The sequence below is a fragment of the Gallibacterium melopsittaci genome (genome assembly GCF_042433085.1).
In the GTDB taxonomy this organism is placed as follows: Bacteria; Pseudomonadota; Gammaproteobacteria; order Enterobacterales; family Pasteurellaceae; genus Gallibacterium; species Gallibacterium melopsittaci.
Genome location: NZ_JBHLWA010000032.1, coordinates 40,665 through 53,177 on the forward strand (window position 1 = coordinate 40,665; position 12,513 = coordinate 53,177).

Genomic DNA, 12,513 nt, shown 5'->3' on the forward strand with positions numbered 1-12,513 from the left:
GCGTTTCCTTTTGTTTGTATTATTATACGCTGCGGACAGCGGAAGCTATTGTAACTTGATTAAGAGAGAAATCCTATGCAACAGAAAAAGATTGCGTTTATTGGTGGCGGTAATATGGCGAGTGCCATTGTATTCGGTTTATTAGCAAAAGGTTATGTGGCAGAAAATATTCGAGTTTGTGAACATAATCCAGATAAACATCATGCATTTAATGAACGGGGAGTTTTTACCACGTTAACAGCGACAGAAGCGGTACAACATGCAGATGTGATTTTGTTGGCAGTAAAACCACAAAATATGCAGGAAGCTTGCCAAGCATTTAGTCAGCTTGATTTAAATAACAAATGGATTATTTCGATTGCGGCAGGAATTTCGGTAAGTGCGTTGCAGCGTTTTTTACCAACCGCAATCCAATTTGTGCGTGTGATGCCTAATACGCCAGCGTTAATTTCTAAAGGGATGTCAGGATTATTTGCGACAAGTAGCGTAACTGCTGAATTTAAACGCTATGCGTCAGATCTATTTGAAGCAGTTGGGCAAGTATGTTGGGTAGAAGATGAGGCGGATATTAATACGATTATTGCCGCATCAGGCAGTAGTCCAGCCTATTTCTTTTTATTTATGGAAAGTATGCAAAAAGCCTTACTTGATATGGGTTTAACTGAGCAGCAGGCACGTTTATTAGTGCAACAATCTGCTTTAGGTGCAGCCGAAATGGTGATTGCGAATCCACAAACTGAAATTGAAACCTTAAGGCAACAAGTGACTTCAAAAGGTGGTACAACGGCCGCGGCGATTAATGTGTTCCAACAACAAAACCTCGAAGAAACCGTGAAGCAAGCAATGCAAGCAGCGATTAACCGTGCGGAAGAAATGGAGAAATTATTTTGATTAAAATCCGTTCAGAGTATTGGTTGGTTCTGAATTATCTTGGTTATTTTTGTGCTTATGGTGTGTTTATGCCACTGATTCCAGTATGGTTACAAGCACAATCGTATTCTGATGAAAATATTGCCTTATTATTAGCATTTGCTTATTTATTTCGCTTTTTTGGTGGGATCTTTTTTTCGAGTCGTATCAAAGATACTGCCTATCTGCCAACATTATTGCGACATTTGGCCTTTGGTTCAGCGGTAATTATTTTAGCAATGGGAATGAGTGCGACACAGTGGCATTCATTCTTATTAATTTTTATCTTGTTTAGCCTATTTAGTGTACTAAATGGGGCAGGAATGCCTTTACAAGATAGTCTAGCGAGTATTTGGAATCAGCAAATTGGTTTAGATTATGGGCGAGTTAGGCTAACAGGATCATTAGGGTTTGTTGTTGGGGTTGTTTGTTTTGGTAGCCTTATCAGTTACTTAGGGAACCATTCTATTATCTGGGTGTTAGCCGTTTTGCTCGTTGTTTATACATTGTTGCATTTACCTACACCTGCGATTATGCCTAAATCAATAACTTCCCAGACAGAACAACATACGGTTAGTTATCGCACTTTATTAAAAGAATCTAATACTTTGCGTTTATTGGTTTCAGCTTCATTGATTCAGGGATCGCATGGAGCATATTATGCTTATAGTACGATTTATTGGCTCTCACAAGGAATAACCATTCAAACCACTAGTTGGTTATGGGGCATTTCGGTGGTAGCAGAAGTCGCATTATTTTTCTTTGCTTCTAAGTTATTTAAACATTGGAATATTACATCCTTATTTTTATTCAGTACTACTGCAGCCATTATTCGTTGGTGCTGTTTTCCGTTAATGACAGGATTTGTACAACTTGCTATTTTACAGACGTTTCATGCGTTAACTTATGCGGTCGCCCATTTTGCAACAGTGCGTTATATTGCGTCACAACCAGATAGCCATATTGCGAAATTACAAGCCTTATATAATGGGTTAAGCAGTTGTATTGCGGTGGCTTTATTTACCGCTTTATCTGGCACGTTATATGCCTATTCACCAAGTTATGCTTTCTGGGGAATGGCTATTATTGTGGCGTTTGCTCTTCTATTTTTACCGAAATCTCTACCTCGAATTGAGCAAATTGCCCGTTAAAGCGGGTAATTTGCTTGTATCCATATTCAGATTTATCTACCATATAAATGTGTATTTAATATATTTCTTTTATATAGACTTGATTGGAGCCATTTATGTTAGATCAACAGACAATCGATTTGATTAAAGCAACTGTACCTGCATTAGAAATGCACGGCACTACCATTACTAAAACTTTTTATAAAAATATGTTCAATGATCATCCTGAATTATTGAATATTTTTAATAAAACAAACCAAAAACAAGGTAAACAGCCAACAGCATTAGCAACAACAGTGTTAGCTGCGGCGAAACATATTGATAATCTTGGTGCAATTCTTGATCATGTGATTCAAATTGGACATAAACATAGAGCATTACAAATCAAACCAGAACACTATGCGATTGTTGGTAAACATTTATTAATTGCAATCAAAGAAGTATTACAAGATGCGGCTACACCTGAAATTATTGATGCGTGGGCAAAAGCTTATCAAGTGATTGCGGATGCGTTCATTCAAGTAGAGCAAAAAATGTATGATGAGGCAGCTTGGCAAGATTTCCAACCGTTTGAGGTTGTGGCTAAACGCCAAGTAAGTAACGATATCATTGAGTTTACTGTAAAAAATGATGCGATCTTGAATGGTTTAACTGTGCAAGCAGGACAATATATTACTGTTCAAGTACAACCTAAAGCAGATGATAATTTAGCATTAAGACACTATTCAATCTGTTCGGTTGATCTAAGTAATGGATTAAAGTTTGCAGTAAAACGTGAAACAACAGATGGTATTCCAGGTGCGGTATCAAATTATTTACATGATGTTGTTAATGTTGGTGATCAAATTAATTTATCTGCCCCAGCAGGTGATTTCTTATTAGAACAGAATGACCGTCCATTAGTCTTATTGAGTGGTGGTGTTGGTATTACCCCAATCCTTGCGATGTTAGATGCACAAGTTTCGATTAATGCAAAACGTCCGTTAATTTGGATTAATGCAACGAAGAATAGTGAAACAGAAGCATTTAAAGCAGAAGTTGCACAATATTTGGCAAAAGCGAATGTTGTTCATGCAGCAACATTATATAGTGCAGATCAACAACGTATTACTGCAGAATATTTAGCCCAACATTTACCAGAAAATGCAGATGTTTATTTGTGTGGATCGGTGAGATTTATGGAGTCTGTTATTGGCTTATTAGAAGGATTAAATCGTCCGCAGCAAACGATTCATTTTGAGCCATTTGGTCCGAAAATGAGCTTAATTAAAGTTTGATGTTGCTGCAGATGAGGGTGATAGAAATATCACCCTTATTTTTATCCACGAGGATGATAGCGAGCGTGTAATTTTTTCAATCTCTCTTTCGCAACATGAGTATAAATTTGCGTAGTGGAAAGATCGCTATGTCCTAACAACATTTGTACTACCCGTAAATCTGCACCGTGATTAACAAGATGAGTGGCAAAAGCGTGGCGTAATACGTGTGGTGATAATTTGTCGGTATCAATATTGGCACGAATAGCATAATGTTTAATTCGATGCCAAAACGTTTGTCGAGTCATTAATGTGCCACGTCGACTAGGAAATAAAATATCGCTACTTTGTCCAGATAAAAGTGTTGTGCGAGCATACAAAATAAATTGTTGTATCCAATAATTGGCTTCTTCTCCCATTGGGACTAACCGTTCTTTATCTGCTTTCCCAATAATTCTCACCACGCCTTGTTGTAAATTAATATTATCTGTCGTTAAGGTGACTAATTCTGTTACGCGTAATCCTGTTGCATAAAGTAATTCCAACATTGCTTTATCTCGTAATTCTAATGGGTCCTCTGTCGCAGGCGTATTTAATAAATCCGTTACTTGGCTTTCTGTTAAATATTTTGGTAAACGTGCAGGAAGTTTAGGGGAAGAAAGCAAAGCACAAGGATTATCTGCACGATATTTTTCCTGATAAAGATATTGGAATAATTTACGCAATGAACTTAGCATTCGAGCGTAACTGGTCGCTTTATAACCCTGTTCTAAACGTTCACCAAGAAATGATTGAATATCAAGATATTGTACCTGTTGTAAATTGGATTGCTGCTGTTCCAGCCATTGGCTAAAAAATTTTAAATCAGAGCGATAACTCGCAATAGTGTTTTGCGATAAATTCTTGCTTAACCAGAGGTCATCAAGAAAAAGGTTGATCAAAGTACTGTCTTTCATTGTTATTTATTTTAATTCAAGAGTGATCGGGTATAATGTGCCGCAATTTTTTTGGCAAATTCAAAACTCTACTGTTTTTAAAGCATTGCTGCAAGTAAACGCTAATGAAAAAGAGTATATATCACGATTTGTCAGATAAGCATTTTTTTAAAATTTTAAATTTATAATTTTGAGGATTATTTTATGGCGCGTTCACAATGGGGATCTCGCTTGGGCTTTATTTTGGCTTCAGCAGGGTCGGCAATTGGTCTTGGGGCAGTGTGGAAATTTCCCTATGTCACTGCAACTCAAGGTGGTGGAGCATTTTTATTAATTTATCTGTTTATTTGTTTAACATTAGGATTGATCTTGATGTCCACTGAAATGGCGATTGGTCGAGCAACTCATTTGGGGCCGATTGGTGCATTCCGAAAATTAGGTAATAACAAGTGGGCAATTATCGGCATTATGGGCGTATTGGTCGCCTTTTTGATTCTCTCTTTTTATAGTGTGGTAGGCGGATGGACAGTGGCGTATTTAGTAAAATCATTAACAGGGAGTATCGCTAATTCAACTGATCCAACAACCAATGGAAGTTTATTTACTGATTTTATTACCAATCCGTGGCAACCATTAATTTATCATTTTATTTTTGGTTTTCTTACTTTGTTTACTGTCGTTTCTGGCGTTGAGAAAGGGATTGAGCGTATTTCAAAATATTTAATGCCAATTTTATTAATTTTAATGTTGATTTTGATTGCTCGAGCGGTGTCTTTACCTGGTGCGATTGATGGGATTAAATTTTTCCTCTTACCAGATTTTAGTAAAATTACAGGGACAACTTGGTTAGAGGCCTTAGGCTTAGCCTTTTTCTCATTATCATTAGGTATTGGGATTATGATCACCTACGGATCATATGTGGGACCAGAAGCGAAGTTAGTGAGTTCTTCAGTATGGGTAATTTTATTGACGCTATTAACCTGTATTTTATCTGGCTTAATGGTATTACCTGCTGTATTTGCGTTTGGTTTTGAACCTGGTGCAGGACCAGGACTAACGTTCATCACTATGCCAGCTGTATTTGCAAGTATGCCATTTGGGCATTTGTTGGCGAGTTTATTTTTTGCATTATTACTTGTTGCCGCATTAACCTCTTCCATTTCGTTACTTGAAGTATTAGTCAGTTTCTTGATTGATGAGTTTAAACTACATCGTGTGCAAGCTGGAGTGATTTCATTTATTTTATTTTTCTTATTAGGAATCGCAGCATCATTATCTTTGGGAGATTGGAGTAACTATACAATTTTTAGTTATAACATCTTTGATGCGTTAGATAAGTTAACACAAAATATTTTAATGCCATTAGGAGAAATATTCTTAACGTTGTTTGTTGCTTGGTGGCGTTGGGATAAAATCAAATTACAGTTAGGCAGAGAAAACGCAATTTGGCTGACGGGATTGCGTTTCGTGCTAGGTATTGTGATCCCATTGATTATTTTTGCAATCTTTATACAAGGGCTAATGGGATAAAATAATTCCGCTAAAACGGTTGAGTTTTATAGGAATACTCTTTATACTGCCCCTCCAGTGCTTACACTGGAAAGATAAAACATGCAAAGTTATTCAACAAACAGTTTGGAACAAGCAAATTACTCACAGGGAGTAAAATTTAGCCCATTATTGTTTGTTATTTATTTTGAAAATCCTCATTATTGAGGATTTTTTTTTTGCCTACAATTTACCTTCCAGCGTCTGTTGTTACGTGAATTAACTCAAAACTGGAGCAAACTTGATGAACCATATTCGTACGTTTAAAGCCTATGTGCGTGATGAAATTATTAAAAAAGGTGGTTGGGTAAATTCTCATGCACATGCGGATCGTGCATTTACTATGACACCTGAAAAAATGCACATTTATCACAATAGTAATTTGCAGCAAAAATGGGATTTGGTAGATGAAGTGAAACGGAATTCTTCTGTCGAGGATTATTATGCACGTTTTAGCCAAGCGATTGAGTTAATGATTTCACAAGGGGTAACTGCATTCGGTACTTTTGTCGATATTGATCCAATTTGTGAAGATCGAGCGATTATTGCTGCGCATAAAGCACGAGAAGTCTATAAGAATGATATTGTCTTAAAATTTGCTAACCAAACTCTGAAAGGTGTTATTGATCCAGTGGCAAAATATTGGTTTGATCTTGGTTCAGAAATGGTGGATATCATTGGTGGATTGCCATATCGAGATGAATTAGATTATGGCAAAGGATTAGAAGCAATGGATATCTTAATGGATAAGGCGAAATCACTAGGCAAAATGCTACACGTTCATGTCGATCAATTTAATACACCACGCGAAAAAGAAACAGAACAGCTTTGTGATAAATCGATTGAACACGGAATGCAGGGGCGTGTTGTAGCGATTCATGGTATTTCGATTGGTGCCCATTCAAGAGAATATCGTTATCAGCTCTATGAAAAAATGCGACAAGCTAAAATGATGATGATTGCTTGTCCAATGGCGTGGATCGACAGTAATCGTAAAGAAGATTTAATGCCATTCCACAATGCACTTACCCCAGCAGATGAGATGATCCCCGAGGGAATTACTGTTGCGATTGGTACGGATAATATCTGTGATTATATGGTGCCATTATGTGAGGGAGATATGTGGCAAGAGTTGAGTCTATTATCCGCAGGCTGTCGTTTCCCACATTTAGAAGCGATGGTCGATATTGCCAGCGTGAATGGTAGAAAGGTATTAGGATTGGATCCTTATTAAGATTTGGTGGATTAGAAGAGGTTTCTCACAGAAACCTCTCAAACACTCCTCACCTTCCATAAACAAAACAACGCAATTAACGTTAAAATCGAACAAAAATAAAACGTATCATAATAGCTATAAATATCACCAATTAATCCAGCAATAGGCCCACCTAAAATCCAACTACTTTTCGCACTATTAGTAAATAATGTGGTTGCTGAACCGAGTTGTGTTGGCATGAGATCTTGAAAGTAAGTCATTCCGATTGAGGCCAAAATACCAATTAAAATCGCATTGAGCAGTTGTAAACAGAGTAGTCCCCAAGTTGAAGTAACCACTAATAATAGCGGGTAAAATAAAATGCCACAGAGTAATGCGAAGATCATTAACTGTTTTTTCGCAATATAGTTACTTAACCAACCAGCAAGTAGCATAACGGGAATTTCTAATCCAGCAGCTGTTCCCATTAAAAATCCCGCTAAATTTTCAGGTAAGTGGAGTTGAGTCGTAATGTACAGCGGCATATTGATCAAATACATACTGTTGCAACTAAAAATAAACACTAATGTTAAAGAAAGATAAATGACCGATCTTTTATTTTGTTGTGGTGCTTGTGGTAGCGTAGTGGTTTTAATCGTTTTCTTTTGTTCACTGAGTTGCGGTAATAAAAAACGAGCGCAAGCACCACTTAGCAAAAATGTCGCTGCCCCTAGCAAAAATAGAAAGGTAAATCCCTTATTGATAGCTAACCAAAACGCTAATGGCGGACCAATAATCCAAGCTAAGGAAATTTGTGCTCGCATAATGGACATAAACATCACGGTTTGCCGTTGTTTACGGTCGGCATATTCACGTGCAAAAGCAAAAATTTGTGGATTTGAAGCAGAACCTAAACCAAATAGTGTCACTGCTAATGTGATTAATACCCAATAATTACGGCTATATGCAAAAATTACATAACCTCCTGCAGCTAAAAGACAACAGAGTAAAATCAGTAAACGCCGATCAGTTAAACGATCAGAGAAATAACCTAGCGCCTGTCCAAGAACAATTCCAACTAAAGCGTTGGCTGCAAAAAAGATCCCGACTAAGAAAGAAGATACTTGGACTTCCTTAGCTAAAAATAGACTCATTACGGGTAATTGAAATGCAGAGCCAATTCCAGTTAAGAACGCCATAAAGAGAAAGGCAAAGGTAATTCTTTTTAATGAAACTGACGTATTTTTTGCCGTTGAGGACGTATTAATGAATTGCATAATAGGTGAAATAGTAATGATGAAAAAGCCCCTGAAAAACAGGGGCATTCAGATAAACAGAAAGAAGAATTATAGAACGTCTTTACAATTTAAGTCTTTATATGCTTCTTCTAAACGAGCCACCATTGATTCTTCACCTTTACGTAACCAAACGCGTGGGTCATAATATTTTTTATTTGGTGCATCAGGACCTTCAGGGTTACCTAATTGACCTTGTAAGTAGGCTTCGTTTTTCTTGTAGTATTGTAAAATACCATTCCAAGTTGCCCATTGGGTATCAGTATCAATATTCATTTTTACTACACCGTAAGAAACAGCTTCTTGAATTTCTTCGTGAGTTGAACCTGAACCACCGTGGAATACATAAGATACTGGTTTGTCAGTTGTTAAACCGTGTTTTGCTTTGATGTAGTCTTGACCACGTTTAAGGATAACTGGAGTAAGTTTTACATTACCTGGTTTATAAACACCGTGGACGTTACCGAATGCAGCTGCAATGGTGAAACGTGAACTAATTTTTGATAATTCAGTATAAACTAAATCGATCTCTTCTGGTTTTGAGTAAAGATCCATTGGGTCACGATCAGAGTTATCTACACCATCTTCTTCACCACCAGTAATACCTAATTCCATTTCTAAGGTCATACCGATTTTGTCCATACGTGCAAGATATTGCTTACAAATTTCGATATTTTCTTCTAATGGTTCTTCTGAAAGGTCAAGCATATGAGATGAGAATAATGGTTTACCAGTTTCTGCAAAGTGTTTTTCACCTGCTGCAAGTAAGCCATCAATCCAAGGAAGTAATTTTTTCGCTGCATGGTCAGTATGTAGAATAACTGGCACACCGTAATGTTCAGCTAATGCGTGAACGTGTTTTGCACCTGCGATTGCACCAAGTACATCAGCACGTTGTCCTTCAGGTAATTTAATACCTTTACCTGCATAGAAAGAAGCCCCACCGTTTGAGAATTGAATGATAACAGGTGCTTTAACGCGTGCTGCTGTTTCTAATACTGCATTGACAGAGTCTGAGTTTACGCAGTTTACAGCTGGAATCGCAAAATTATTTTCTTTTGCAATAGCGAAAACTTTTTGTACTTCATCACCAGTTAACACGCCTGGTTTTACGAAATCGAAAATTTTAGACATAGTATTTTCCTATTTTAAGTGGAGAAGAAGGGATTGCTCCCTTCTATAAAAAAATGATTAACCTTTCGCTCTTTGTTCAAGAATTTCTACTGCTGGTAATACTTTACCTTCAACAAATTCAAGGAACGCACCACCACCAGTTGAGATGTAAGAAATTTTATCTGCAATACCGAAAAGATCGATAGCAGCTAATGTATCACCACCACCTGCGATAGAGAACGCATCACTTTCTGCAATAGCACGCGCCACGATTTCAGTACCTTTACGGAAGTTAGGGAATTCAAACACACCAACTGGACCATTCCAAAGAATAGTTTTTGCACCACGGATGATTTCAGCAATCGCTTCTGCAGATTCATCACCTAAATCCATAATTTCTTCATCATCTAATACTTCGGTAGCTTTTTTCACAGTTGCTGCTGCAGTTTCTGAGAACTCTTTACCAACACGAACATCAGTTGCAACAGGAATATCGCAAGTTGCCATTAAACGTTGTGCTTCAGGGATTAAATCTTTTTCATAAAGAGAAAGACCAACATTGTTACCTTGTGCAGCAACGAAAGTATTAGAAATACCACCACCAACAACAAGTTTATCAGCGATTTTTGCAAGAGAATCTAATACGGTTAATTTAGTAGAAACTTTTGAACCACCAACTACTGCAACCATTGGACGTTGTGGGTTCTTTAATGCTTTACCTAATGCTTCTAATTCATTAGAGAGTAACGGACCAGCACAAGCAACAGTAGCAAATTTCGCTACACCATGAGTTGAGGCTTGCGCACGATGTGCAGTACCGAAAGCATCCATAACAAATACATCACAAAGTGCTGCATATTTTTGTGCTAAATCATCAGCGTCTTTCTTTTCACCTTTGTTGAAACGCACGTTTTCTAATACCACTAATTCATTTGGAGCAACTTCAACACCATCAAGGTAATCTTTTGCTAAACGCACTGGTACATCAAGAAGGTTATTTAGATAGTCAACAACAGGTTGTAATGAAAACTCTTCGTTGTATTCACCTTCAGTAGGACGACCAAAGTGAGAAGTTACCATCACTTTTGCACCTTGTTGTAATGCTAATTGAATTGTTGGGAGAGATGCTTTGATACGTGCATCGGAGGTGATTTTGCCATCTTTAACAGGAACATTAAGGTCTGCGCGAATAAGAACACGTTTACCTGCAAGATCAAGATCGGTCATTTTAATTACTGACATTTTAAGCCCTCTTCAAAAGTTATAGTAAATTCAAGTCAAACCACTACAGCGTTACACACTTTATATCAGAATGAACACTATGTTTAGCTTGTTGCGTTGTATTGTTCTGAATTTAATTCACTATAAAGGTAGGAATGTGTTTAGATTCAAAAAACGCTCTCATTATAACAGCTCATTTCAATAAATGTGTGGTCTAGATCAAAATTATTTTGAGTAGTTTCTGATTTATTTTAATAGATAAAATAAATTAGCAAAAAAAGCAATTAGAAAAATGTGATGAAGTATGTAAAATAAGCGCTCTTTTGTTTAGCGATTTATGATGAAATTATGGCGTTATTGATTACTGATAAATGTACCAACTGTGATATGTGCGAACCAGAATGCCCTAATCAGGCCATTTCAATGGGGGAGGAGATCTATGTGATCGATCCTGCATTATGCACAGAATGTGTGGGGCATTATGAAACGCCAACTTGCCAAAAAGTTTGCCCAATCACGAATTGCATTACCAAAGATCCTCAACATAATGAAACGCAAGATGAATTATGGGAAAAATTTGTTCTGATTCATCATGCTGAACAGCTCTAATTAGAAAAAATCTAAAAATGTTGTTTATTTTTAGATAAAATCTAACAATCATACTGATAATCCGAAAAAGTATTTTAAAAAAAGAGGCTTTATTGAATAATAAGCGCCGTTACTTTTTTGAAGAGAATTTATTATGAAAAAATCATTTATTTTACAACAACAAGAAATTAGCTTTGTTAAGAATACATTTACTGCAAAATTAGCAGAACATTTGGGATTGGTTGAGGTACAAGGCCCAATCCTTAGCCAAGTAGGCAATGGCATTCAAGATAACCTTTCTGGTAAAGAAAAAGCAGTACAAGTTAAAGTTAAACAAATTGAAGGCGAAGTCTTTGAAGTAGTACATTCTTTAGCAAAATGGAAACGCCACACCTTAGGCCGTTTTGATTTTAAACCGGGTGAAGGTTTATTTGTACATATGAAAGCGTTACGTCCAGATGAAGACTCATTAGATCGTACTCATTCAGTGTATGTCGATCAATGGGACTGGGAACGTGTGATGCCAGAAGGCTTACGTACTTTAGATTATTTAAAAGATACCGTGCGTTCAATTTATCGTACGATTCGTGAAACAGAAGCATTAGTGGAAAAACATTATCATATTCCAGCAACGTTACCGAAAGAGATTACCTTTGTTCACTCAGAAGAGTTAGTACAACGTTTTCCAGGGATGACCGACAAAGAGCGTGAAAATGCGATTTGTAAAGAATATGGTGCGGTCTTTTTAATTGGAATTGGCGGTAAATTATCAGATGGTAAACCGCACGATGTGCGTGCACCAGATTATGACGACTGGACAACTGTATCAGAAGGCGACTACAAAGGCTTAAATGGCGATATTCTGGTGTGGAATGAACAACTTGGTACTGCATTTGAGTTGTCTTCAATGGGAATTCGTGTTAACGAAGAAGCGCTTCGCCGTCAATTAGCGATTACAGGTGATGAAGACCGTTTACAATTTACTTGGCACCAAGATTTAATCAACGGCAAATTGCCACAAACCATTGGTGGTGGAATCGGGCAATCTCGTATGGTGATGTTCTTATTACATAAACAACATATTGGTGAAGTGCAATCCAGTGTATGGCCAAAACACGTGTTAGATGAGTTTGACAATATTCTATAACTTAATTTAGTTATTATTTTTCGTGAAAACCGCTTAATATCTTGTATGATTAAGCGGTTTTTTTCTTGCCTATTGAATAGCAGATTAATATATATTCTGAATATGATCTGACCCCGAAAAGTTGGACGATTATTTTAAGGACTGAATTCTGTATTGAACAGGACTCAGTCCATTTA

The 12,513-nt window shown here is 37.0% G+C and carries 11 protein-coding genes; 7 read left to right on the forward strand and 4 right to left on the reverse strand.

Annotated features, from left to right (window positions below):
• The first annotated feature begins 75 nt into the window (after window positions 1-75).
• The 3 genes from proC to ACFFHT_RS07445 all read left to right on the forward strand — a co-directional run bounded on the left by proC (window position 76) and on the right by ACFFHT_RS07445 (window position 3,316).
• Window positions 76-891, forward strand: coding sequence for a pyrroline-5-carboxylate reductase (proC, locus tag ACFFHT_RS07435; RefSeq protein WP_382374932.1), 816 nt, complete (start codon window positions 76-78; stop codon window positions 889-891).
• Entirely contained in the window at window positions 891-2,060 is a 1,170-nt protein-coding gene (locus ACFFHT_RS07440; protein WP_382374956.1) for a 3-phenylpropionate MFS transporter, read from the forward strand. The genes proC and ACFFHT_RS07440 overlap by 1 nt, the downstream gene beginning before the upstream one ends.
• Before the next feature lie 95 nt (window positions 2,061-2,155).
• Complete coding sequence (locus ACFFHT_RS07445) at window positions 2,156-3,316, forward strand: globin domain-containing protein (RefSeq protein ID WP_382374934.1); 1,161 nt, start codon at window positions 2,156-2,158, stop codon at window positions 3,314-3,316.
• Between the two features lie 41 nt (window positions 3,317-3,357).
• Here the strand turns inward: ACFFHT_RS07445 and xerD are convergent, their stop codons facing one another.
• Window positions 3,358-4,251, reverse strand: a complete 894-nt coding sequence (gene xerD, locus ACFFHT_RS07450) for a site-specific tyrosine recombinase XerD (protein WP_382374936.1) — start codon at window positions 4,249-4,251, stop codon at window positions 3,358-3,360.
• 183 nt (window positions 4,252-4,434) lie between these two features.
• On the opposite strand from xerD, the gene ACFFHT_RS07455 reads away from it, so the two are divergent.
• Both ACFFHT_RS07455 and ACFFHT_RS07460 read left to right on the forward strand, forming a co-directional pair.
• A complete protein-coding gene (locus ACFFHT_RS07455) occupies window positions 4,435-5,760 on the forward strand; it encodes a sodium-dependent transporter (RefSeq protein ID WP_382374938.1) in 1,326 nt (441 codons plus the stop codon).
• 262 nt (window positions 5,761-6,022) lie between these two features.
• Complete coding sequence (locus tag ACFFHT_RS07460; RefSeq protein WP_382374940.1) at window positions 6,023-7,012, forward strand: amidohydrolase family protein; 990 nt, start codon at window positions 6,023-6,025, stop codon at window positions 7,010-7,012.
• A gap of 38 nt (window positions 7,013-7,050) precedes the next feature.
• Here the strand turns inward: ACFFHT_RS07460 and ACFFHT_RS07465 are convergent, their stop codons facing one another.
• From ACFFHT_RS07465 to pgk, 3 genes are all read right to left on the reverse strand, one after another.
• Window positions 7,051-8,250 (reverse strand): sugar efflux transporter, encoded by a 1,200-nt coding sequence (locus ACFFHT_RS07465; protein ID WP_382374942.1) that lies wholly within the window; start codon window positions 8,248-8,250, stop codon window positions 7,051-7,053.
• Between the two features lie 69 nt (window positions 8,251-8,319).
• Window positions 8,320-9,402, reverse strand: a complete 1,083-nt coding sequence (gene fbaA, locus ACFFHT_RS07470; RefSeq protein WP_382374944.1) for a class II fructose-bisphosphate aldolase — start codon at window positions 9,400-9,402, stop codon at window positions 8,320-8,322.
• Between the two features lie 57 nt (window positions 9,403-9,459).
• Window positions 9,460-10,623 (reverse strand): phosphoglycerate kinase, encoded by a 1,164-nt coding sequence (gene pgk / locus ACFFHT_RS07475; RefSeq protein ID WP_382374946.1) that lies wholly within the window; start codon window positions 10,621-10,623, stop codon window positions 9,460-9,462.
• Between the two features lie 327 nt (window positions 10,624-10,950).
• On the opposite strand from pgk, the gene ACFFHT_RS07480 reads away from it, so the two are divergent.
• Together ACFFHT_RS07480 and asnA are read left to right on the forward strand one after the other, a co-directional pair.
• Window positions 10,951-11,211 (forward strand): YfhL family 4Fe-4S dicluster ferredoxin, encoded by a 261-nt coding sequence (locus ACFFHT_RS07480; RefSeq protein WP_382374948.1) that lies wholly within the window; start codon window positions 10,951-10,953, stop codon window positions 11,209-11,211.
• A gap of 133 nt (window positions 11,212-11,344) precedes the next feature.
• Window positions 11,345-12,337, forward strand: a complete 993-nt coding sequence (gene asnA / locus ACFFHT_RS07485) for an aspartate--ammonia ligase (protein ID WP_382374950.1) — start codon at window positions 11,345-11,347, stop codon at window positions 12,335-12,337.
• Window positions 12,338-12,513 lie beyond the last annotated feature (176 nt).

What these genes read in the sequence shown, in the direction of transcription:
- ACFFHT_RS07445 (WP_382374934.1), top strand. Translation starts at nt 2,156, where the DNA reads ATGTTAGATCAACAGACAATCGATTTGATTAAAGCAACTGTACCTGCA.
- fbaA (WP_382374944.1), bottom strand. Translation starts at nt 9,402, where the DNA reads ATGTCTAAAATTTTCGATTTCGTAAAACCAGGCGTGTTAACTGGTGAT.
- ACFFHT_RS07455 (WP_382374938.1), top strand. Translation starts at nt 4,435, where the DNA reads ATGGCGCGTTCACAATGGGGATCTCGCTTGGGCTTTATTTTGGCTTCA.
- ACFFHT_RS07465 (WP_382374942.1), bottom strand. Translation starts at nt 8,250, where the DNA reads ATGCAATTCATTAATACGTCCTCAACGGCAAAAAATACGTCAGTTTCA.
- ACFFHT_RS07480 (WP_382374948.1), top strand. Translation starts at nt 10,951, where the DNA reads ATGGCGTTATTGATTACTGATAAATGTACCAACTGTGATATGTGCGAA.
- asnA (WP_382374950.1), top strand. Translation starts at nt 11,345, where the DNA reads ATGAAAAAATCATTTATTTTACAACAACAAGAAATTAGCTTTGTTAAG.
- ACFFHT_RS07460 (WP_382374940.1), top strand. Translation starts at nt 6,023, where the DNA reads ATGAACCATATTCGTACGTTTAAAGCCTATGTGCGTGATGAAATTATT.
- proC (WP_382374932.1), top strand. Translation starts at nt 76, where the DNA reads ATGCAACAGAAAAAGATTGCGTTTATTGGTGGCGGTAATATGGCGAGT.
- pgk (WP_382374946.1), bottom strand. Translation starts at nt 10,623, where the DNA reads ATGTCAGTAATTAAAATGACCGATCTTGATCTTGCAGGTAAACGTGTT.
- xerD (WP_382374936.1), bottom strand. Translation starts at nt 4,251, where the DNA reads ATGAAAGACAGTACTTTGATCAACCTTTTTCTTGATGACCTCTGGTTA.